This window comes from Nocardia sp. NPDC004260, assembly GCF_053603155.1.
In genome coordinates, this window is the sequence record NZ_JBSGEZ010000023.1 from 58,181 (window position 1) to 80,706 (window position 22,526).

20 protein-coding genes and 1 pseudogene are annotated in these 22,526 nt (G+C 69.0%); 17 read left to right on the top strand and 4 right to left on the bottom strand.

Annotation, left to right across the window (positions count from 1 at the left end):
- Positions 1-29 precede the first annotated feature (29 nt).
- From ACWEO7_RS15930 to ACWEO7_RS15975, 10 genes are all read left to right on the top strand, one after another.
- Positions 30-551: a PH-like domain-containing protein gene (locus tag ACWEO7_RS15930; RefSeq protein WP_452423998.1), complete on the top strand. Its 522-nt coding sequence runs from the start codon at positions 30-32 to the stop codon at positions 549-551.
- Positions 548-1,660, top strand: a complete 1,113-nt coding sequence (gene carA / locus ACWEO7_RS15935; RefSeq protein ID WP_452424000.1) for a glutamine-hydrolyzing carbamoyl-phosphate synthase small subunit — start codon at positions 548-550, stop codon at positions 1,658-1,660. The genes ACWEO7_RS15930 and carA overlap by 4 nt, the downstream gene beginning before the upstream one ends.
- Entirely contained in the window at positions 1,660-4,968 is a 3,309-nt protein-coding gene (carB, locus tag ACWEO7_RS15940) for a carbamoyl-phosphate synthase large subunit (RefSeq protein ID WP_452424002.1), read from the top strand. The genes carA and carB overlap by 1 nt, the downstream gene beginning before the upstream one ends.
- Before the next feature lie 25 nt (positions 4,969-4,993).
- Positions 4,994-5,818 carry an orotidine-5'-phosphate decarboxylase gene (gene pyrF / locus ACWEO7_RS15945; protein ID WP_452424004.1) on the top strand — a complete coding sequence of 275 codons (825 nt, stop codon included), beginning with the start codon at positions 4,994-4,996 and terminating at the stop codon, positions 5,816-5,818.
- Between the two features lie 569 nt (positions 5,819-6,387).
- Positions 6,388-6,708 (top strand): integration host factor, actinobacterial type, encoded by a 321-nt coding sequence (gene mihF, locus ACWEO7_RS15950; RefSeq protein WP_028476708.1) that lies wholly within the window; start codon positions 6,388-6,390, stop codon positions 6,706-6,708.
- Between the two features lie 8 nt (positions 6,709-6,716).
- Positions 6,717-7,301, top strand: a complete 585-nt coding sequence (gene gmk / locus ACWEO7_RS15955; protein WP_450015673.1) for a guanylate kinase — start codon at positions 6,717-6,719, stop codon at positions 7,299-7,301.
- A 172-nt stretch (positions 7,302-7,473) separates the two neighbouring features.
- Complete coding sequence (gene rpoZ, locus ACWEO7_RS15960; RefSeq protein WP_355070636.1) at positions 7,474-7,749, top strand: DNA-directed RNA polymerase subunit omega; 276 nt, start codon at positions 7,474-7,476, stop codon at positions 7,747-7,749.
- Positions 7,750-7,793: 44 nt separating this feature from the next.
- A complete protein-coding gene (gene coaBC, locus ACWEO7_RS15965; protein ID WP_355070638.1) occupies positions 7,794-9,017 on the top strand; it encodes a bifunctional phosphopantothenoylcysteine decarboxylase/phosphopantothenate--cysteine ligase CoaBC in 1,224 nt (407 codons plus the stop codon).
- Between the two features lie 229 nt (positions 9,018-9,246).
- Complete coding sequence (gene metK / locus ACWEO7_RS15970) at positions 9,247-10,458, top strand: methionine adenosyltransferase (RefSeq protein WP_379250955.1); 1,212 nt, start codon at positions 9,247-9,249, stop codon at positions 10,456-10,458.
- Between the two features lie 82 nt (positions 10,459-10,540).
- Positions 10,541-12,904: a primosomal protein N' family DNA-binding protein gene (locus ACWEO7_RS15975; protein WP_452424049.1), complete on the top strand. Its 2,364-nt coding sequence runs from the start codon at positions 10,541-10,543 to the stop codon at positions 12,902-12,904.
- Positions 12,905-13,218: 314 nt separating this feature from the next.
- Here ACWEO7_RS15975 and ACWEO7_RS15980 read toward each other — a convergent pair whose 3' ends face one another.
- A complete protein-coding gene (locus ACWEO7_RS15980; protein WP_452424006.1) occupies positions 13,219-13,968 on the bottom strand; it encodes an NAD(P)H-binding protein in 750 nt (249 codons plus the stop codon).
- Positions 13,940-14,062, bottom strand: a pseudogene (locus ACWEO7_RS15985) (NAD-dependent epimerase/dehydratase family protein); the annotation flags it as partial. The pseudogene ACWEO7_RS15985 and the gene ACWEO7_RS15980, both read right to left, overlap by 29 nt.
- 73 nt (positions 14,063-14,135) lie before the next feature.
- Between ACWEO7_RS15985 and ACWEO7_RS15990 the strand changes: the two are divergent.
- From ACWEO7_RS15990 to mbp1, 6 genes are all read left to right on the top strand, one after another.
- Positions 14,136-14,714 carry a TetR/AcrR family transcriptional regulator gene (locus ACWEO7_RS15990; protein WP_452424007.1) on the top strand — a complete coding sequence of 193 codons (579 nt, stop codon included), beginning with the start codon at positions 14,136-14,138 and terminating at the stop codon, positions 14,712-14,714.
- 103 nt (positions 14,715-14,817) lie between these two features.
- Complete coding sequence (locus tag ACWEO7_RS15995; RefSeq protein WP_452424009.1) at positions 14,818-15,471, top strand: PadR family transcriptional regulator; 654 nt, start codon at positions 14,818-14,820, stop codon at positions 15,469-15,471.
- Positions 15,472-15,531: 60 nt separating this feature from the next.
- Positions 15,532-16,539: an esterase/lipase family protein gene (locus ACWEO7_RS16000; RefSeq protein ID WP_452424011.1), complete on the top strand. Its 1,008-nt coding sequence runs from the start codon at positions 15,532-15,534 to the stop codon at positions 16,537-16,539.
- A gap of 371 nt (positions 16,540-16,910) precedes the next feature.
- On the top strand, positions 16,911-17,489 hold the full coding sequence (locus ACWEO7_RS16005; protein WP_450015684.1) for a TetR/AcrR family transcriptional regulator: 579 nt from the start codon (positions 16,911-16,913) through the stop codon (positions 17,487-17,489).
- Complete coding sequence (locus ACWEO7_RS16010) at positions 17,486-18,709, top strand: NADH:flavin oxidoreductase (protein ID WP_452424013.1); 1,224 nt, start codon at positions 17,486-17,488, stop codon at positions 18,707-18,709. The genes ACWEO7_RS16005 and ACWEO7_RS16010 overlap by 4 nt, the downstream gene beginning before the upstream one ends.
- A gap of 580 nt (positions 18,710-19,289) precedes the next feature.
- Complete coding sequence (gene mbp1 / locus ACWEO7_RS16015; RefSeq protein WP_450015688.1) at positions 19,290-19,535, top strand: microaggregate-binding protein 1; 246 nt, start codon at positions 19,290-19,292, stop codon at positions 19,533-19,535.
- A gap of 240 nt (positions 19,536-19,775) precedes the next feature.
- On the opposite strand, the gene ACWEO7_RS16020 is transcribed toward mbp1, so the two are convergent.
- Positions 19,776-20,003, bottom strand: coding sequence for a hypothetical protein (locus tag ACWEO7_RS16020; protein ID WP_452424014.1), 228 nt, complete (start codon positions 20,001-20,003; stop codon positions 19,776-19,778).
- Positions 20,004-20,248: 245 nt separating this feature from the next.
- Complete coding sequence (locus ACWEO7_RS16025) at positions 20,249-21,463, bottom strand: acyl-CoA dehydrogenase family protein (RefSeq protein ID WP_452424051.1); 1,215 nt, start codon at positions 21,461-21,463, stop codon at positions 20,249-20,251.
- Between the two features lie 157 nt (positions 21,464-21,620).
- Here ACWEO7_RS16025 and ACWEO7_RS16030 point away from each other — a divergent pair, with 157 nt between their 5' ends.
- On the top strand, positions 21,621-22,481 hold the full coding sequence (locus ACWEO7_RS16030; RefSeq protein WP_452424016.1) for a TetR family transcriptional regulator: 861 nt from the start codon (positions 21,621-21,623) through the stop codon (positions 22,479-22,481).
- The last annotated feature ends 45 nt before the right edge of the window (positions 22,482-22,526 follow it).

Here is a 22,526-nt window from a genome sequence, read left to right on the forward strand (position 1 = left end):
CGAGGCGCAGCCGTTCGAGGAGGTTCGTAGTGGAGAGAACGCTCTGGGTGGTCGGGCTGCTGATCCTGTTCGCGGCCTGCCTGTGGCTGATGTACCGGGGCTGGCGCAACCGCGCGGCGCGCCAGGCCGAGCGCATCGGCGCGCTGCCCACCGTGCCGGCGGAACTGGGTGCGCAGGTATTGGAGCCGACGACCGGCCTGTACTTGGGCAGCACCATCGCGCCGAGCTGGCAGGACCGGATCACCGTCGGCGATCTGGGTTTCCGGGCTACCGCGGAACTCACGCGGTTCGAAAAGGGGATTCTGCTCGAACGCGACGGCGCGACGGTGATCTGGATTCCGGACGAATCCATCACCGCGGTGCGCACCGAACGCGGGCACGCGGGCAAAGTGATGACAGAAGATGGTGTGCTGGTCATTCGCTGGAAGCTGCCGACGGGAACCGAGATCGATACGGGTTTCCGCGGCGACGACAAGTCGGTCTACCCGGCTTGGCGCAGGCTTCCCGCGGCGGATCAGAGCGGGACGATGACGGGAGATGACGAGGGATGACAGGAGAAGCAGCACTCGTGCTGGAGGACGGCCGGGTGTTCCGCGGCCAGGCCTACGGCGCCGTGGGCCAGACGCTCGGTGAGGCGGTGTTCTGCACCGCGATGACCGGGTACCAGGAGACCCTCACCGACCCGTCCTACCACCGCCAGATCGTGGTGGCCGCCGCGCCGCAGATCGGCAACACCGGCTGGAACGACGAGGACGACGAGTCCACGAAGATCTGGGTCGCCGGGTACGCGGTGCGCGACCCGGCGCGGCGCGCCTCCAACTGGCGCGCCACCAGGCCGCTGCCGGACGAGCTGGAACGTCAGCGGATCGTCGGCATCGCGGGCATCGACACCCGCGCGCTGGTACGTCATCTGCGCACCCGCGGTTCGATGAAGGCGGGCATCTTCTCCGGCGACGCGCTCGCCGCCGCGGAGGAGTTGGTGGACCGAGTGAACGGTCAGCCGTCCATGCTGGGCGCCGACCTCGCCGGCGAGGTGACCACCGACGCGCTCTACACGATCGAGCCGGAGGGCGACCATCGCCGCACGGTCGTCGCGGTCGATCTCGGGATCAAGACCAACACCCCGCGCATGTTCGCGCAGCGCGGCATGCGGGTGCACGTGGTGTCCTCGAACACCACGCTGGACCAGATCCTCGAACTGAAGCCCGACGGGGTCTTCCTGTCTAACGGTCCCGGCGACCCGGCCACCGCCGACGCGGCGGTCGAGTTGACCCGTGGCGTGCTGGGCGAGGGCCTGCCGCTGTTCGGCATCTGCTTCGGCAACCAGATCCTCGGCCGCGCGCTCGGCCGGGGCACCTACAAGATGAAGTTCGGCCACCGCGGCATCAACGTCCCGGTGGTGGAGCACGAGACCGGCCGGATCTCGATCACCGCGCAGAACCACGGGTTCGCCCTGGAGGGCGAGCGGGGCGAGCGGTTCGACACCCCCTTCGGCACCGCCGAGGTGAGTCACGTCTGCGCCAACGATGGCACGGTCGAGGGCGTCCGGCTGGTCGACGGCCGCGCCTTCTCCGTGCAGTACCACCCGGAAGCCGCCGCCGGACCCCACGACGCCGCGTACCTGTTCGACCGTTTCGCCGGTCTCATGGAAGGAGCCTGATGCCTCGCCGCGAGGATCTCGAGCACATCCTGGTGATCGGTTCTGGCCCGATCGTCATCGGCCAGGCGTGCGAATTCGACTACTCCGGCACGCAGGCGTGCCGGGTGCTGCGGGCCGAGGGCCTGCGGGTGTCGCTGGTCAACTCGAACCCGGCGACGATAATGACCGATCCGGAGTTCGCCGACTCCACCTATGTGGAGCCGATCACGCCGGAGTTCGTGGAGAAGGTCATCGAGAAGGAGCGTCCGGACGCGATCCTGGCCACCCTCGGTGGCCAGACCGCGCTGAACACCGCGGTCGCGCTGCACGAGCGCGGAGTACTGGCGAAGTACGGCGTGGAACTCATCGGCGCCGACTTCGACGCCATCCAGCGCGGTGAGGACCGGCAGAAGTTCAAGGACATCGTGGCCAAGGTGGGCGGCGAGAGCGCCCGCTCCCGGGTCTGCTTCACCATGGACGAGGTCCGCGATACGGTCGCCGAACTCGGCTACCCCGTGGTGGTGCGCCCGTCGTTCACCATGGGCGGCCTCGGTTCCGGCATGGCCTACAACGAGGAAGACCTCGATCGCATCGCGGGCGGCGGCCTGGCCGCCTCGCCCACCGCTAATGTCCTGATCGAGGAGTCCATCCTCGGCTGGAAGGAATACGAGCTCGAGCTGATGCGGGACGGCCGCGACAACGTCGTGGTGGTCTGCTCGATCGAGAACGTCGACCCGATGGGCGTGCACACCGGCGACTCGATGACCGTCGCCCCGGCGATGACGCTCACCGACCGCGAATACCAGAAATTGCGCGATCTCGGCATCGCCATCCTGCGCGAGGTCGGCGTCGACACCGGCGGCTGCAACATCCAGTTCGCGGTGGACCCGCGCGACGGCCGCCTGATCGTCATCGAGATGAATCCGCGCGTGTCGCGTTCGTCCGCGCTGGCGTCGAAGGCGACCGGCTTCCCGATCGCGAAGATCGCCGCCAAGCTGGCCATCGGCTACACGCTCGACGAGATCGTCAACGACATCACCAAGGAAACCCCGGCCTGCTTCGAGCCGACCCTCGACTACGTGGTCGTCAAGGCCCCGCGGTTCGCGTTCGAGAAGTTCCCCGGCGCCGACGGCACGCTGACCACCACCATGAAGTCCGTCGGCGAGGCCATGTCCCTCGGCCGCAACTTCTCCGAGGCGCTCGGCAAGGTGCTGCGTTCGCTGGAGACCAAAGCCGCGGGCTTCTGGACCCAGGACGACGGCGCGTGGACCGACGTCGAAGCGATCCTCGAAGACCTGCGCACGCCCACCGAAGGGCGCATCTACCAGGTCGAGCGGGCGCTGCGGCTGGGCGCGAGCATCGAGGACGTCGCCGCCGCCTCCGGCATCGACCCGTGGTTCGTCGCGGAGGTGGCCGGTCTGGTCGAGCTGCGCCAGGAGATCCTCGACGCGCCCGTGCTGGACGAACCGCTGTTGCGGCGGGCCAAGCACTACGGCCTGTCCGATCGTCAGCTGGCCGCGCTGCGACCCGAACTGGCGGGGGAGAGCGGTGTGCGCGCCCTGCGCCACCGGCTTGGGGTCCGCCCGGTCTTCAAGACGGTCGACACCTGCGCCGCCGAGTTCGAGGCCAAGACCCCGTACCACTACTCGGCCTACGAACTCGATCCTGCGGCCGAGTCCGAGGTGGCGCCGCAGCCCGACCGCGAGAAGGTGATCATCCTCGGGTCCGGGCCGAACCGCATCGGCCAGGGCATCGAGTTTGACTACTCGTGTGTGCACGCGGCGCAGACGCTGTCGAAGGCCGGATACGAGACGGTGATGGTCAACTGCAACCCCGAGACCGTCTCCACCGACTACGACACCGCCGATCGCCTCTACTTCGAGCCGCTGACTTTCGAAGACGTGCTCGAGGTCTACCACTCCGAGTGCGAATCCGGCACCGTCGCCGGTGTCATCGTGCAGCTGGGCGGCCAGACCCCGCTGGGCCTCGCGCAGCGGCTCACCGCCGCGGGCGTGCCGGTGGTCGGTACCAGCGCGGCCGCCATCGACCTGGCCGAAGACCGAGGCGAATTCGGTGACGTGCTGGTCGCGGCCGGTCTGCCCGCGCCGAAGTACGGCACCGCGACCACCTTCGCGCAGGCGCGCAAGATCGCCAACGACATCGGCTACCCGGTGCTCGTGCGCCCCTCCTACGTGCTCGGCGGCCGGGGTATGGAGATCGTCTACGACGAGAACTCCTTGGAGGGCTACATCTCCCGGGCTACCGAGCTGAGCCCGGAGCACCCGGTGCTGGTCGACCGGTTCCTGGAGGACGCGATCGAGATCGACGTCGACGCGCTGTGCGACGGCGAGGAGGTCTACCTCGGCGGCGTGATGGAGCACATCGAGGAGGCGGGCATCCACTCCGGTGACTCCGCCTGCGCGCTGCCCCCGATCACCCTGGGCCGCAGCGATATCGAGGCGGTGCGCCGCTCGACCATCGCGCTCGCCAAGGGCATCGGCGTCCGCGGCCTGCTCAACGTGCAGTACGCGCTCAAGGACGACGTGCTCTATGTTCTGGAGGCCAATCCGCGCGCGAGCCGGACGGTTCCGTTCGTGTCGAAGGCCACCGCGGTGCCGCTGGCCAAGGCCGCCGCGCGGATCATGCTGGGGGCCACCATCGCCGAACTCCGCAAGGAGGGCATGCTGCCGAGCGAGGGCGACGGCGGGCACGTCGCGCTGGACGCTCCGGTCGCGGTCAAGGAGGCCGTGCTGCCGTTCCACCGCTTCCGGCGCGCCGACGGCAGCGGCGTGGATTCGCTGCTCTCGCCGGAGATGAAGTCGACCGGCGAGGTGATGGGCATCGACGCCGATTTCGGCACCGCCTTCGCCAAGAGCCAGACCGCCGCCTACGGCTCGCTGCCGACCGAGGGCACCGTGTTCGTCTCGATCGCCAACCGGGACAAGCGCGCGATGGTCTTCCCGGTGAAGCGCCTGCACGACCTCGGCTTCCGCATCCTCGCCACCGAGGGCACGGCGGAAATGCTGCGCCGCAACGGGATTCCATGCGAGCAGGTGCGCAAGCACTCCGAGGTGGGGCCGGACGACGAGCCGACGATCGTGGAGCAGATCCGTGACGGCGAGGTCGACATGGTGTTCAACACGCCTTACGGCAACTCCGGTCCTCGCGTGGACGGCTATGAGATCCGCAGCGCGGCGGTCGGGGTGAACATCCCGTGCATCACCACCGTGCAGGGTGCGGCGGCCGCGGTGCAGGGCATCGAGGCCAGCATCAACGGTGGCATCGGCGTGCGGTCGCTGCAGGAACTGCACTCGGTGCTGCGTGGGTGAGCCGCGACCGGACGGAACAGGTGCGATGAAGACCTTCGGCGACCGCCTGCGGCACGCGATGCGGCAATTGGGGCCGGTGTGCGTCGGCATCGACCCGCACCCGGAACTGCTGCGGTCCTGGGGACTGACCGAAGACGTCGAGGGACTCGAGCGGTTCGCCGAGATCTGCGTGGAGGCGTTCGACGGCCTCGTCGCACTGGTCAAGCCGCAGGTCGCGTTCTTCGAAGCCCACGGCTCCGGGGGCCTCGCGGTCCTGGAGCGCACCATCGAGGTGCTGCGGGCCTCGGGAACCTTGGTGCTCGCCGACGCCAAACGCGGCGATATCGGGTCCACCATGGACGCCTACGCGCGGACCTGGCTGGCCGACGGCCCGCTCGGGTCCGACGCGGTCACGGTCTCGCCGTATCTGGGCTTCGGTTCCCTGGCACCGGCGCTGACGCTCGCCGAGGCAGGCCACCGCGGCGTCTTCGTGCTCGCGGCGACCTCGAACCCCGAGGGAGCGCAGGTGCAGCGTGCGGTCGCGGCGGACGGCCGCACGGTCGCGCAGACCATGGTCGACGAGGCGGCGGCGCGCAACGCGGGCGCGGAGTTCGGTTCGGTCGGCGTGGTGGTCGGCGCCACGCTCAGCGAGGCGCCCGATCTCTCCGCGCTCAACGGCCCGATCCTCATGCCCGGGGTGGGCGCGCAGGGCGGCGGCCCGGAAACCATCAGGGAGCTGGTCCCGGAGGCGATGCTCCCGGCCGTCGTGCCGAACGTCTCGCGGGAGGTGCTCAGGGACGGGCCCACCGTTCCGGCACTGCGTGCCAGAGTGCGCGCTTTCCAGGACGCGTTCGCGTTCCTCCAAGAATGACCGCGAAAGGCCGGCGCATCCGCGCCGGCCTTCGTCGTTTCCGTCTCCTGTGCGTGCAGGTGTTCGCACACACGTGCCCCTTAGCGGGGCCTGTGCGCGCTCCTGCGCTGATTTCGGGGCCGATCGGTGCACGGATGGGCGCAACGCTCCTGGGCCGACGTACAGGGCCGGTATCCGGCACCGGATGCCGGTCGTGGCGGCCGAAACGGCTCCGATGTGACGCCCGACACGCGCAAAAAACTCGCGACACGCGGAGAATTTCCAGAAAGTTCCTGGTAGGGCGCGTGAGGGGTTGCTGGAGAGATGCGCTGCCGTCTCGCAACCCTTCCGCAAACCATTCGGTTTGTCGAAAACGCCCAGCTTGCGGCACATTTCGCTGATTCGGTATCGCGATGCGCTCGATGGCGCGGGCGGCACCGGCGCCGGGCCGCCGCGGTGCGGTCCGTATCCGGAATCATGCGCTGACCTGGGGGGTGGGTTCGCAATCGGCGGACGTCGTGGGTACGGTCGCTGAGACTGCCGGGTTACCGGCAGGAGTTGAATGCAATGAACGATGAGACGGAGGAACCGTGGCCCTTCCCCAGCTGACTGACGAGCAGCGCGCCGCTGCTTTGGAGAAGGCGGCTGCCGCTCGCCGCGCTCGGGCGGAGCTCAAGGAGCGCTTGAAGCGTGGCGGCACCAACCTGAAGCAGGTGCTCACCGACGCCGAGACCGACGAGATCCTCGGCAAGATGAAGGTGTCGGCGCTGCTGGAGGCCCTGCCGAAGGTGGGCAAGGTCAAGGCGGCGGAGATCATGAGCGAGCTGGAGATCGCCCCCACCCGGCGGCTGCGCGGACTCGGCGACCGGCAGCGTAAGGCGCTGCTGGCCCGGTTCGACTTCGACGCCTGACGACGAGGGTGATCGAACACACGCGGAAGGGTCGACTGGTCGTACTGGTCGGCCCCTCGGCCGTGGGCAAGTCCACCGTGGTCCGCTGTGTCCGCGAACGACTGCCCTACCTGGTCTTCAGCGTGTCGGCAACGACCCGGGCCCCGCGGCCCGGGGAGGTCGACGGCCTCGACTACCACTTCGTCTCCCGTGCGGAGTTCGACGCGATGATCGAGGCGGATGAACTGCTCGAGTGGGCGGACATCCACGGCGGGTTGCAGCGTTCGGGCACCCCCGCCGGGCCGGTGCGCGCCGCGCTGGCGCAGGGCCTTCCGGTATTGGTCGAAGTGGATCTCGAGGGCGCGCGATCGGTGCGCCGGGCGATCCCCGACGCGATCCTGGTTTTCCTTGCCCCGCCGAGCTGGGACGAGTTGGTGGCGCGACTGACCTCGCGTGGCACCGAGTCGCCCGAGGTGATCGAGCGGCGCTTGGAGACGGCCAGGATCGAGCTGGCGGCCTGTGACGAGTTCGACATAGTTATCGTCAACGACGAGGTGACCAGCGCCTGTGAGCAGTTGGTATCGTTGTTCGTTAGCACAAATTCGAGTTCGTGACCCCCACCTGCGCATGAGCGATCAGGCCCGGAGGAGGTAGCCTGCGTATTCACGTAGGGCCTTCGCGCATGCGCAATCCACTCCGGCATGAGTGACCAGGCCCGGAGGCGGCACGCCGCCGCACTCGCAGGGCCCCTCGTTCATCCGACCGACCACAGCAGGAGTCTTCCTAGTGACGGACACCAAGACCGCGCCCGCTTACGACACGCCGGTCGGCCTCACCAACCCGCCGATCGACGAGTTGCTGGAGCGCACGTCGTCCAAGTACGCCCTGGTCATCTACGCGGCCAAGCGGGCCAGGCAGATCAACGACTACTACAACCAGCTCGGTGACGGCATCCTCGAGTACGTCGGCCCGCTGGTCGAGCCGGGTCTGCAGGAGAAGCCGCTGTCGGTCGCCCTGCGCGAGATCCACTCCGACCTGCTCGAGCACTCCGAAGGCGAGTGAGGCGAACCCCGGTTCGCCGTGACCACTACTAGGCCGGAGGCGTAGTGACCACAAGGATCGTCGTCGGTGTAGCCGGAGGCATCGCCGCCTACAAGGCGTGCTCTCTGGTCCGGCGATTCACCGAGACCGGACATGACGTCCGGGTGATCCCCACCACCTCGGCGCTGGAGTTCGTCGGCAAGGCGACCTTCGAGGCACTGTCCGGGAACCCGGTGCACACCGGCGTGTTCTCCGACGTGCCCGAGGTCCCGCATGTTCGGCTGGGCCAGGAGGCGGACCTCGTGGTCATCGCCCCGGCGACCGCCGACCTCATGGCCCGCGCCGCGTCCGGCCGCGCCGACGACCTGCTCACCGCCACGCTGCTGACGGCCCGATGTCCGATCTTGTTCGCGCCCGCGATGCACACCGAGATGTGGGAGCATCCGGCGACCGTCGCCAACGTCGCGACCTTGCGCGCCCGCGGTGCGATCGTCATGGAGCCCGCGGCGGGCCGGCTCACCGGCGCCGATACCGGCCCCGGACGGCTGCCCGAGCCCGAGGAGATCTTCGGCCTCGCGTCGCTGCTCATGGAGCGTGCCGACGCGATTCCGCGGGATCTGGCGGGCCGTCGGGTCGTCATCACGGCGGGCGGCACCAGGGAGCCGCTGGATCCGGTGCGTTTTCTGGGCAACCGCAGCTCCGGCAAGCAGGGCTACGCGCTCGCGCGGGTCGCGGCCCAGCGCGGCGCCCACGTGACGTTGATCGCGGGCAACACGATCGAGATGGCGGCGCCCGCCGCCGTCGACCTGGTGCACATCACCACCGCCGAACAGCTGAAGACCGCCGTCGACAAGCACGCCGTCGGCGCCGACGCGGTGATCATGGCCGCGGCGGTCGCCGATTTCCGGCCGACCAACGTCGCCGCCGCCAAGATCAAGAAGGGCGCCGGCGAGCCCGACGTCATTCCGCTGACCAAGACCGACGACATCCTCGCCGGCCTGGTGCAGGCGCGCCGCGACGGGCAGTTGCCCGGCACCGCGATCGTCGGTTTCGCCGCCGAGACCGGTGACGAGCACGGCGACGTCCTCACCCACGCGCGGGCCAAGCTCGCACGCAAGGGGTGCGACCTGCTCGTGGTCAACGCGGTCGGCGAGGGCAAGGCGTTCGAGGTGGACACCAACGACGGCTGGCTGCTGGGCGCGGACGGCACCGAACAGGCGCTCGACCACGGCTCCAAGGCGTTGCTGGCCAGCCGTGTGCTCGACGCGCTGAGCGTGTTGCTGCGCTGAGCCGGGCCGCGTCCCTGCCAGGATTGCCATCCGATCCGTCGTTCGCGACGCCGTCATCAATTCGGCACCGGCACGACACCGGGAGTTCAGCTGTCCGGGATGGCCGCGGCGTTGAGGTCCGCCCTGTCGGTGATTTGGAATAGGCTGAGATATAAGGGTTGCGCAGTCGCGACATCGCGTTACTGTCGCAAGCCGATACGAGTAACCCGTTGAGGGAGAGGGAAGAACTGTGCGCACGTCCGGGAGCCGGCTTTTCACCAGTGAGTCCGTGACCGAAGGTCATCCGGACAAAATCTGTGATGCCATCAGCGATTCCATTCTCGACGCGTTGCTCGCGGAGGATCCGCGCAGCCGGGTCGCGGTGGAAACCCTCGTGACGACCGGCCAGGTCCACGTCGCGGGTGAGGTCACCACGTCGGCGTACGCCGATATTCCCCGAATTGTCCGGGAAAAGGTCCTGGAAATCGGATATGACTCGTCGGCAAAGGGATTCGACGGAAATTCCTGCGGTGTGAATATCGCGATCGGCGCGCAGTCGCCGGATATCGCGCAGGGTGTGGACACCTCGCACGAGGCGCGCATCGGCGGCTCCGACGACGAGATCGAGCGGCAGGGTGCGGGCGATCAGGGCCTGATGTTCGGTTACGCCACCAAGGACACCCCCGAGCTGATGCCGCTGCCGATCGCGCTCGCGCACCGGTTGTCGCGCCGCTTGACCGAGGTGCGCAAGACCGGCGTGCTGCCCTACCTGCGTCCGGACGGCAAGACGCAGGTCACCATCGAGTACGACGGCGATCGCCCGGTCCGCTTGGACACGGTGGTCGTCTCCACCCAGCACGCCGCCGACATCGACCTGGACAACCTGCTCGCGCCCGACATCCGCGAGAAGGTCCTCGACGCGGTGCTCGCCGACCTCGAGCTGCCCAGCCTGGACATTTCGGACATTCGCCTGCTGGTCAACCCCACCGGCAAGTTCGTGCTGGGCGGCCCGATGGGCGACGCGGGCCTGACCGGCCGCAAGATCATCGTCGACACCTACGGCGGCATGGCCCGCCACGGCGGCGGCGCTTTCTCGGGCAAGGACCCGTCGAAGGTGGACCGCTCCGCCGCCTACGCCATGCGCTGGGTCGCGAAGAATGTCGTCGCGGCGGATCTCGCCGACCGCGTCGAGGTCCAGGTGGCCTACGCGATCGGCAAGGCGGCTCCGGTCGGCTTGTTCGTCGAGACCTTCGGCACCGAGAAGATCGACCCGGCGCGCATCAGCACCGCGATCACGGAGGTCTTCGACCTGCGTCCCGGCGCTATCATCCGCGACCTGGACCTGCTGCGCCCGATCTACGCGCCGACCGCCGCGTACGGCCACTTCGGCCGCACCGACGTGGACCTGCCGTGGGAGCACACCGACCGCGCCGACAAGTTGCGCGCCGCCGTCGGACTCTGACCTCGATCAGGTCCGAGTGAACGAACCCGCGGCGGACACCCCCGCCACCGAGGCGGACCGTCCGGCCGCGGGTCCCGCGGACGTGGAGTTGCCGATCGCCCGGGTGCTCCCGCTGCTCTCGCCCGCGCATCTGGACCGCGACTTCGACTACTTGGTGCCTCCAGAGCTGGACGAACTCGCCCAGCCGGGGGTCCGGGTGCGGGTCCGTTTCGCCGGTCGGCTGGTCGACGGCTATCTCCTGGCTCGATCGCGGCACAGTGACCACGGCGGAAAGCTGGTCAAGCTGGAACGCGTCGTCTCCGGCGAACGCGTGTTGACTCCCGAAATCCTGGACCTGGCCGGCAAGGTCGCGGCCCGATACGCGGGGACGCGTGCCGATGTCCTGCGTCTGGCGATACCACCGCGGCACGCCCGCACCGAAACCGGTGGCGGGAAGAAGTCCGCTGCGGCCCGAGCCGATTCCGCGAACGAGAACCCAGCCACCGCAGTCGGTCCCGTGCAGTCGGACGTGGCAAGTTCCGTGGTCGCCCGAGAGTTGTCCGTTGCATCGCCGGAATCCTCTGGCCTGCAAGCCGATTCGGCTGATGTGCGCAGCGCGGCTCCGAAGAGTGGTGCTGCGGCAGAACCGGATTCGAAGCGCGATAGCCCTGGCACCGGCCGATATGTGCCCACGCCGGAGAGCGATGAGAAGCTCGATGCCGAGCCGTCCGCACGTGCGCATCTGAAGCTCGGGCCAACCGGCGCGGGGGACTCGGGCGGCGCTGGGGAGGCGATTGGCGACGCCGAAGGCCGAACCGCCGTTCTCGATTCGGCGTTTCCGGCCATAGATCTCGCGCCTTGGGAACGGTACGTCCACGGGGCGGCGTTCGTCGGCGCCCTCGCCCAGCGGAAAGGGGCACGCGCGGCCTGGCAGGCGCTGCCCGGTGAGAACTGGCCCCGGCGGCTGGCGGAACTCGCCGCAGTGGTGGCCCGGCAGGGGCGCAGCGCGATCCTCATGGTCCCCGACCAACGCGACCTCGAACGGGTCCTGGCGGAATGCGTTGAGCTGGTGGGGGACTCGGCAGTCGGGTTGTCCGCCGGTCTCGGTCCAGCGGCTCGGTACCGGCGTTGGCTCGCGGTGCTGCGCGGTTCGGCGCGAGTGGTCGTGGGCACACGCAGCGCCGTGTTCGCACCGGCGGTGGACCTCGGGCTGATCGCGTTGTGGGACGACGGTGACGACACCTACGCCGAACCCCGTGCGCCGTATCCGCACGCGCGTGAGGTGGCGATGTTGCGGGCGCACGAAACCGGTGCGGCCTTCGTCGCGGCGGGTTTCGCGCGCACCGCGGAGATCCAAGCGGTGGTCGATTCGGGTTGGGCGCACGATCTGGTCGCCGATCGTGCCGTGCTGCGCAAGGCCGCGCCGCGCATCAGCGCCCCCGGCGACAGCGATATCGCGCTGGAACGCGATCCGGTCGCCCGTGCCGTCCGAATTCCCGGCGTCGCCTTCGCGGCTGCCCGCGCCGCGCTGAAGGAAGGCGCACCGGTGCTGGTGCAGGTGCCGCGCCGTGGGTACATTCCCGCGCTGGCCTGCGGGAAATGCCGTACGCCTGCCCGATGCCGACACTGCAACGGGCCGCTCGCACTGCCGGAAGTTCGCGGACCCCGCGGATCGGCCGCCGACGCCGGCGCAGCCGCGCAGAGTCCCGCGTGCCGTTGGTGCGGGATCACCGAGACCGCGTTTCGTTGCACCACCTGCGGGTCGCGCGCACTGCGCGCCGTGGTGATCGGGGCGGCACGCACGGCCGAGGAGCTCGGCCGTGCGTTTCCCGGCGTACCTATCCGTGCTTCCGGCGGCGGTACCGTGCTCGACACCGTGGAGCCGGGCCCGCAAGTGGTCGTCGCTACGGTCGGCGCGGAGTCGGTGGTTCCTGGCGGCTACGGCGTCGCGTTGTTGCTCGACGGCTGGGCGCTGCTCGGCCGAGCCGACCTGCGGGCCGCCGAGGACGCGCTGCGCCGCTGGATGGCCGCCGCGGCGCTGGTCCGCGCGCACGGCCAGGTCATCGTCGTGGCCGAGCCGTCCATCCCCACCGTGCAGGCGTTGGTCCGGTGGGATCCGGTGGGCGCCGCGCGCGCGGAGGTCGCGGCACGGGCCGAGGTCGGCTTCCCGCCTGCCGCCCGTCTCGCCGCGATCGACGGCACCGCCGACACCATCGCCGAACTGCTCTCGGCGGCGGACCTGCCCGACACGGTCGACCGCCTCGGACCGGTGCCGCTGCCGGACGGTGCCCGCAAACCGTTCTCCTCCGGCGATGCGCCCGCCGAAGTCGAACGCCTGCTGCTGCGGGTCGAGCGCCGCTCCGGAGCGGCGCTCGCGCGTGCCCTGCGCGCGGCTCAGGCGGTTCGCAGCACGCACCGCTCGGACGCCCCCCTGCGCGTGCAGATCGACCCGGTCGACATCGGCTGACGGCTACCGGAGTCGGTGGCTCCACCGCTGCCCCGTCGGCATGGGCTGCGGTAGCGCCTCCGGACACCCGGGGCTGTGCCGCGAGGAGGTCGCGGTACCCGGACCGGGCGCGGACCGTACCGCTCGCTTCGCCCCATCTCGTGCGCGCGTGTCTCGGGCTATCGCAGCGAACAGTCCGTAACGGACCTGCGCCGCCATGGTGGACTGCACTCGTTCTCGCCCAGCCCGGGCGAGCATGACCGCCTCGCCGTTTCGCGCCGGTGAAACATCGAAGCCGGCGATCATTTCGCGACAGCGCAGCGCTCGGCCGAGCTTCAGGCGAAGGCCGCTCGATTGCGAGCCGCCCAGTCGGCGTATTTCGTGGCCGGGCGTCCGAGCACACGCGGCACATCGGGGCTGATCCGCTGCTCGGCGGGTGTCGGCTCGCCGAGGATGGTCAGCGTGTGGTCGGCCACCGGCTCGGGCATGAAGTCGAGCATTGCCGAACGGGCCTGTGCCCGAGTCAATTCCACGAATCGGAGCGGCTCGCCGACTGCCGCGCCGAGTGCTTCGGCCTGGGCACGCGGGGTAGCGAGCTCGGGCCCGGTCAGGGTGTAGACCTGTCCGTCGTGCCGGTCGTCGCGCAATGCCGCCGTTGCGACCGCGGCGATGTCGGCCGGATCGATCGAGGGAAGACCGACGTCGCCGAACGGCGCTGCGACCAGGCGCTGCGTGCGCACCGCGTCCGCCCACGCATAGGTGTTGGAGAAGAATCCGGCGGGCCGAAGGAAGGTCCAGGCCAACCCGGAGTCCCTGATCGCCTGTTCGTAGGCGATGAGCCGGGCGTAGCCCGCCGCGTCCGGTCGAGTGGCAACGCCCTGCGAGGACACGAAGACCACGCGCCGCACGCCTCCCGAGGCGGCGATTTTCAGCACCCGCTCTGGTTCCGGACCCGCCACCAACTGCTCGCCGGTGATCAGGAGAAACAGGGTGTCGGCTCCCGGCGAGGGCGGGGGAGAGGCTTTCCGGCTCGCCCAGATCGGCCCGAACCGAGCGGACTCCGTCGGGCAGCGAAAGGTCCGCATGCCGCGCGACGGCTGTCACCTCCTCGCCGGCGTCCGCCAGCGCCCGCACGAGGGGCGCGCCGATATTTCCGGTAGCTCCGGTGACCACGATCATTGAGACTCCTTAGTTAGTTGTCTGACTAAAAAGACGGTAGCCGGTCATCGCCGCGCTGTCTACAGTTAGTTGTGTGACTGACTCACAGGCGAAGGCCGGATCGGGCAAGCGGGAGCGGCTGGTCGAAGCTGCGGTGCGGGTGTTCTACCAGCAGGGCGTGGAGAAGACGACGATCGCCGACATCGCGCGTGCCGCGGACGTTCCGGTCGGCAACGTCTACTACTACTTCAAGACGAAAGACCAGCTCATCGAGGCGGCGATCGGCTCGCACGCGCGCATTCTCGATGCCGTGATCGCCGCGAGCGACCGGCACGAGACGCCTTCGGGGCGGCTGAAGGCCCTGATCGCGGGATGGGTCGCCGATCGTGAGCAGACTGTGCGTTACGGCTGCCCGTTCGGCACTTTGTCCTCGGAATTGGACAAGCGGGCGGACGGGCTCGATACCGCGGCCGCCGAGGTGATGCGCGTGCTGGTGGATTGGGCTGAACGGCAGTTCGCCGCGATGGGACGCGCGGACGCGAAGGAGCTCGCGATCGCCTATGTCGCGGCCTATCAAGGAATTTCCTTGCTCACCAACACTTTTCGTGATCCCGGACTGATGGTCGCCGAAGGGGCGCGGCTGTCGCGCTGGATCGATTCGCTGGTGAGCTGACCTCCGGCCGGGGCGCGCATGCCGAAACCGGGCCTTGCATTCGATGTATTGCCGATATATCGTCGATAACATGATTCGAACACGAGAGCCTTGGGAGGCTGACATGGAACACCGAGAACATCGAGAATTCGGCCGGCGTGGCCGCGGGCCGGTGCCCGGTCACGAGGGCTTCGAGCACGGGCGGCGCTTCCGCCGCGGCGGACATCGCGGCTTCGGCCCGGAGTTCGGGCCGGGCTTCGGTCCCGGCTTCGGGCCTGGCTTCGGCCCGCATTTCGGACGCGGGCGCGGACGCGGCGGCCGGGGTAGGCGTGGTGACGTACGCGCGGCCGTGTTGTTGCTGCTCGCCGAGCAGCCCATGCATGGTTACGAACTGATCCAGCAGATCCGTGAGCGCAGCAACGACATCTGGCGGCCGAGCCCCGGATCGATCTACCCCGCGCTGGCGCAACTGGAGGACGAGGGCCTGGTTCTCATCGAGAAAGTCGCCGGGCGCAAGACCGCGAAGCTCACCGAGTCCGGCACCGAGTACGTCGCCGCGCACCGGGACGAGCTGGGCGATCCGTGGGCGGACGTGCAGCAGGACGTCGGCGCTCAGGCGATGGACCTGCGCGCGCTCGTGGGACAGCTGATGGGGGCGGTGGCCCAGGTCGCGGCGGCAGGCACCCCGCAGCAGGCGGCGCGGGCGGCGGAGCTGCTCACCGAGACCCGCAAGTCCCTTTACCGCATCCTCGCCGAGGACGAGACCCCCGAGAAGTAGGGGAGGCGAAACACCCCTATACCGCGCGCATTTCGAGCCGATCAGAGGGATCATTGTGAGATGCGACAGTCGAGCCGAGCGAGAACTTGGGGCGTTTCACACTTGCGCGATGCCGTGCTGGCCTTCGTGGTGGCCGGTGTGGCCACGCTCGGCCCGGGCGTGGCGTCGGCCGAGCCGCTCGGCTTCCGCCCGCCCGACGTGCCGACGTACGCCGCTCCACCGCAATCGGACCACCTGGCCGCCGCGTGGTATCAGAAGAGTCATCCGAACGCGGTCCCGAGCGGTACCAACGATTTCGGCTGCGTGCCCAGCGCCCGGCATCCCCGTCCGGTGGTGCTCGCGCACGGGACCGACTCCACAGCCTATTCCGACTGGGCGGGGATCGCGCCGCAGCTGACCGCGGCCGGATTCTGCGTATTCGCGCTGAACTACGGCGGCAAGCCCGGCGCGCACAGCTACGGCACCGAGGATCTGGTGCTCAGTGCCTACCAGGTCGGTGCGTTCGTCGATCGAGTGCTCGCGGCGACCCACGCGGACAAGATCGATCTGGTCGGATTCTCGCAGGGCGCCAACGTGACTCGTTACTACGTCAACAAACTGGGCGGTGCGCCGAAGGTCGAGCAATGGGTCGGCCTCGCATCGCCCAGCTACGGCGGTGTGATGTACGGGCTGGTGCCGGTCGCCGAGGCGATCCCGGGCGCTCTGCAGGCGTTCGCTCAGGTGACTTCGCTCGCCGCCGTGCAGCAGGTCGAGGGGTCGCCGCTCATGCTCGATCTCAACGCGGGCGGCGACACGGTGCCCGGGGTGCGGTACGTGACCGTCGGCAGCCACGTCGACGAGATGATCCAGCCGTTCGAGAACATCGCGCTGCGCGGGCCCGGCGCGCGGAACATCGCCCTGCAAGACCTGTGTCCGGCCGACCTCACCGGGCACTTCCACATGGTGTACGACCCGTTCGTGCAGGAGTTGCTGCTCACCCTGCTGGATCCGGGCAGTCCGGCCCCGGTGTGCAGGCCGGTCCCACTGGGCACCGGTATCCCGGAGGTCATCATCGCGGGTCATTCCTGACCGGAGCAGTCCGCGGCGCCTGGTTGGCGGACTGCTGTGACCCGGTAGGACGGTGATCGGACTCGGTTCCGCTGGCTCGGGTACAGGCTTATCGAGGCAGCCGAACGTCTGCCGGAGGCGGGCGCCGTGCCCACCGTCGAGCGGCCGATGCGTGTGGTCGCGTGTTCTCTCGTGTGGGTTCGGCACGCGCACCGGCTGACGCCGACGCGGCTGGATCCGGTCCGCTGACCGCCGCACGGCACCCCGCCGTCTCTCGGCTTTCGTCGACCACCTCGGGCAACGAGGGCATAGCTCGGCGCGGTGACGGCTCCTGCGTGAACAAGTTTCAATCAATGATTGAATCAACGATGGAAACATGCTTGACTGGGCGCATGCCGAAACCGGTCTCCGACGCCGCGACCACCCGCGATCGTCTGCTGACGGCCGCCGAGCGACTGCTGCTGGAAGGCCGATACGACGAGGTGTCCGTGCGGGGTATCTGCGCGCAGGCAGGAGCGAACCCGGCGGCGGTGCACTACCACTTCGGGTCGAAGGACGCCTTGGTCGCCGCGTTGCTCGAGGAGCGGTTGGGTCCGGTGTGGGCGGACCGGCTGGCCGCTGTCACCGGCGGGCACGGGTCGATCGCCGAGGTGGTCGATGCGGTGATCGAGCCGTTCGTCGAGTTGGCCGCCGATCCGGTGGGGCGGTTGCATCTGAGACTGCTGGCGCAATTCGTCCTCGGCAGGCAGGTGACCGAGTGGCGGCAGCCGTGGTTCCGGATCGATGCGTGGGTGAGCCTGTTGCCGGGCGTGAGCGAGCGCGAGAGCAGGCGCCGGTGGATGTTGGCGTTCGACCTCCTCATCATGCGATTCGGTAGTGCGGAGCACCGAGAGATGTCGCAGGAGGCGGTGGCCACCCTCCGGGAATTCGTGGTGGCCGGATTGACCGCTCCGACAGGAGAGAAACAATGAACGACGTATTCGCACCCGCCCAACTCGGGCCGATCACCCTGCGCAATCGGGTGATCAAGGCCGCGACCTTCGAGGGCCGTACGCCGGACGCGCTGGTGACCGACGACTTGATCGAGTTCCATCGCGAGGTCGCCGCCGGTGGCGTCGGGATGACGACCGTGGCCTATTGCGCGGTCGCTCCCGGCGGCCGGACCGACCGGCATCAGATTTGGCTGCGCCCGGAAGCGGTGCCGGGGCTGCGGAGACTCACCGAGGCCGTGCACGGTGCGGGCGCCGCGGTGAGCGCGCAGATCGGCCATGCCGGACCGGTGGCGAACGCGGCCTCCAACCGAGTTCCGGCGCTGGCGCCGAGCCGGATGTTCAGCCCGCTGTCGATGCGGATGATGCGAAGCCCGGACGAGAACGGGATCCGCGAGCTCGTGGCCGCTCATGTCGGCGCGGCGAAGCTGGCCGAGGAGGCGGGTTTCGACGCGGTGGAGATCCATTTCGGGCACAACTATCTGGTCAGCTCGTTCCTGAGCCCCAAACTGAACCGCCGCGCGGACCGGTACGGCGGCAGCTTGGCGAACCGGGCGCGGCTGGCGCGTGAGATCGCCGCCGCGGTAAGGGAAGCCGTGGGCGGCAGGCTCGCGGTGACCGCGAAGCTGAACATGGAAGACGGAGTGCGGGGCGGGCTCACGGTGCCCGAGTCGATCCAGGTCGCCGCGTGGCTGGAAGCCGACGGCAGCCTGGACGCGCTGGAACTGACGGCGGGCAGCTCACTGCTCAACCCGATGCTGCTGTTCCACGGTGACGCCCCGCGGAAATCATTCGGCGACGTTCTCCCGGTGCCCGCGCGATGGGGATTCCGTATGGTCGGCAAGGCATTCCTGAAGGAGTATCCGTACCAGGAGGCGTATCTGCTCGAGCGCGCACGGCACTTCCGCAGGGAATTGTCGATGCCGCTGATCCTGCTGGGTGGCATCACGAATCTGGACACCATGCGGCTCGCGCGGGCAGAAGGCTTCGAGTTCGTCGCCATGGGCCGTGCGCTGCTGCGGGAACCGAATCTGTTGCGACGCATCCAATCGGACGCGTCGACGCGGTCGGCGTGCGTGCACTGCAACGAGTGCATGCCCACGATCTACACCTGTACTCGGTGCGTATTCCGTCCTGGTCAGCCGCGCGAACCCGTCGAGCTGACACTGTCGGGCACCGGCGGCGCCGGCACGCAGCGATAAGCGGTCGCTGATCGACCGGCACCGTGTCGGCGAGGGGCAGTCGAGCGCGGGACGTTGACCGGATGGCATCGCCGTGCCAGAAGGGGACGAAGAAGCGTGTACGTGTCCGAAACGCGAATTGCACGTGGCAGTAGGCCGGAACCCCACTTCCTTGCGGCGAACCAGCCGATCACCGGGTACGGCAGATCAGGCCGAGCGGTGGCGTCGTGGACGTGCTCCGGTGGGGATGCGTGGGTGCCGAGCGTGGCGTAAATCATCGCCAGCGCGGCGACACAGTGGTACAAAGCGGTGCCGAACCGGTCGGCGCGATCGGCGGGACGGTCGCGCGTCGCGGCGCCGATCAGCCACAGCGGGGACGCGATCGCGAGGGCGCCGAAGAGTCCGGAGTACAACGACCGGGAGCAGCGGCTCACGATGACGCGGTATCGGCAAGGACCGAGCGCGAGCACCCCGCTGCGCTGACCCGTCCTACCTGGGGGAGAGCATGACGCGCGAACCGAACTTGGTCGCTCCGGATTCGAGGCCGGTCTTCCGGGTATGCGCCAGATGTCAGCTTGTTCCGATATTCCAGGAGGTTGTTGTGGCTGAACATGGAAGCGGTGCTCGCGAGGGCGTCGAGGGCGTCGTCGAAGACGCCAAGGGCAAGGTGAAGGAAGCGGCTGGCACCGTCACCGGTCATGAGGACCTGAAGAACGAAGGTCGCGCGCAGCAGGACAAGGCGGAATCGCAGCGCGAGGCGGCCAGGAAGGAAGCCGCGGCCGAGAAGGCGCGAGCCGAAGCCGACGTCGACGAGGCCCGTCAGTCCGCCCATCAGCACGGGCGCTGATCACGCGCTGGTTCGTCCCACAGCAGGTATCCGCCGCCGTCAGCAGAGCTGGCGGCGGCGGACGGGCGTCATGGGCCCGCTCCTCAGTCGCGGCGAACGAGGACCGTCACGGGCGTTTGACGGCATGGCGGGGTCATCGCTCCATCCGCTGACATCGAACCGACTGCAATCGATCACGGTCGGCGTGAGCCCCAGTGCACGGAGATAATCGGGGTGCGCGGCAGCCCGGCGAGCCGGCGCCTAGGCGTACGGCTCGACGGTGAGCACGTACTCGAGCCTCGTGAGTCGCTCGGCTGTCTCCGGCGACGACGTGATGACCAATCGGTTGGCGCCGCCGTCCTCGACGACTTCCGCACCGGATCTCCGCAGCCAGTCGAAGAACTCCGAACGGATTGCCGTGAGAATGGTGTCGTCGCCGAGGTCACCCGGAATCAGGAGGACGAGGTATCGGCGGTCTTGCGCTGGCATGCGGCTCTCCTTCGATCATCCCGGGGACTCGATCGGTTCAGGGCGGTGGCCCCTTTCACCGGCGAACTGCCGCCCTCGGATGCCTCGGCGGAGTCACGAAGTCCGCATGTTACGCGGATACTCGCTCGCTGGATCGCACGCGCGGCCGACCGACCCGGCTGCGCTCGGAACCAATTCCGTCCGGCGAGCCGGAAGTGCCGCTCGTCGGGGACGAACGGTCCGTCCGCGCAGATCCGCGCAGTAGATCAGCGCGAAGACCCGTCGGCCGCCGCCCGGCGAGCCGCGCTGACCGCACGCTTGGCGATGGCCCAGCGGTGGACTTCCGAAGGCCCGTCGTAGATGCGGAAGGGCCGTACTTCGCGGGAGAGGCGCGCCAGCGGGAGGTCGTCGGAAACACCGAGCCCGCCGCACAACTGAATGCTGCGGTCGACGATGCGGAAGATCGCCTCGGCGGCGAAGGTCTTCGCGATCGAGGTGGCGTTGCCCGCGTGCTCTCCGTTGTCGAGTTCCCAGCAGGCGCGTACCAGCAGCGCGCGGGTGGCGGCGATGTCGATCTCGTTGTCGGCGATCATCTTCTGCGCCATGCCCAGATCGCCGATCCGGGAACCGAAGCCTTCACGCTGGGCGACATGCTCGACGGCGATGTCGTGGCCTCTGCGCGCCGCTCCCAGCCAGCGCATCACGTGCGTCATGCGCGCCGGACCCAGTCGCACTTGGGCGTATTCGAAGCCGCGGTCGACAGCGCCGAGCACCGCTTCGCCGGGGACGAACATGTCCTCGAAGAAGACTTCGCAGTGTCCGCCGATCATGGCACGGTCCAGCGTGGTGATATGCCTGCCCACACGCAGGCCCGGGGTGTCGGCGGGCGCCAGGAACATCGTGGCCCCGCCCCGCTGTCCCGGTTCGCCGGACGTGCGGGCCATCACGATGAAGAAGCCGGCCCCGTCGGCGCCGGTGATGAAATGCTTGTGGCCGTTGATCCGCCAGCCGCCGTCGACGGGGACGGCCCTGGTGGCCAGCGCCGCCGGGTCGGAACCGGCTCCGGGCGCCGGCTCGGTCATCGCGAAGGCCGAGCGCACCTCGCCGCGAGCGAGCGGTTCCAGGTAGCGCGACTTCTGCTCCGCGTCGGCGATGTGGGCGAGCATGTGGACGTTGCCCTCGTCCGGTGCCGCGATGTTGAGCGCCGTCGGGCCGAACAGCGAATAGCCCGCCTCCTCGAACACCGGCGCGCGATCCGACATCGACAGGCCGTGGCCGCCGTACTCGACGGGCGCGTGCGGCGCGAAGACCCCGGCTTCGCGCGCGAGCTTGTTCAGCGTGACGCGCAGTCCGTCGCCGCCCGCGGCGGTGATGTCGCCGAGGTGCGCGTCTTCGATCGGCAGCACCGTCTCCCGCACGAACTCCCGGGTGCGATCGATCAGCGCCCGAACTTCGTCGGAATAGGTCAGATCGATCGGCATCGCGCATTCCTCCTCGACATCCAGCGCCTCGTCCACGGACCGAACGATCGCTCTGTCTGAACACTGTTCCATTAGGCACCTGCGGTGTCAAAGGGCAAGCTCGGGCGGGTGTCGGGCGCGGGTGGTGGATGTTTGATGTTCAGTTATTCTGAACAACATGCGAAACGAGACTGTGGCGCCGCACGAGGCGATCCGGGATGCGCGCCGCGCCGCGGGCCTGTCGCTGCGCGAAGTGGCCCGCCGTCTCGAGGTGAGTCCTGCGACGCTCAGCGCCGTGGAGACGGGAAAGACCGGAATCTCGATCGCCCGGCTCACTCGCTTGTCCGATGTGCTGGGTGTGCCGGTCGCTCATTTGCTCGGCGGCGCCTTTCCCGCGGTGCGCCCGAGCTACGGCCGGGCCGATTCCGAGCGGGATGCGCAGGGTGACTGGCGCGAGTTCGCCCCGCTGGATGTCGACCCGGTGCTGGCCGCCGCCCTCGCGTCGTTCGTAGAGATCGGCTACCACGGCACGACCGTCCGCGCCATCGCCCGGCGGGCGGGCACCAGCGTTCCCGGCCTCTACCACCATTATCGCGACAAGCACGACCTGCTGGTCCGCATCCTCGATCTGACCATGGACGAACTGCACTGGCGAGTGCGCGCCGCCCGCGCCGAAGGCCGCGACAGCATCCACCGGTTGCGCCTGATCGTCGAAGCGCTGGCCCTGTTCCACACCCACCGCCGCGACCTCGGTTTCATCGGCGCCAGCGAGATGCGCAGCCTTTCTCCGGGGGAACGCGCGCGCATCGCCAGCTCCCGTCGCGCTATCCAAGCCATCCTGGACGACGCGATCGCCGAGGCTCATGCCGAGCGCCGCATCGCCAATCCCCAGATTCGGGCGGCAGGTCGTGCCATAGCCACCATGTGCACCGCCATCCCCCAGTGGTTTCGCGAGTCGGGCCCGGCGACGCCGGAGGAAGTGGCCGCGCAATACGGGGATTTCGCCCTAGGTGTGCTCGGGGTCGATCCGGTGCGTTAGCCGCACACTCGCGGCTTCGCCCCCGTCCTTCGCCGGTGGCCGAAC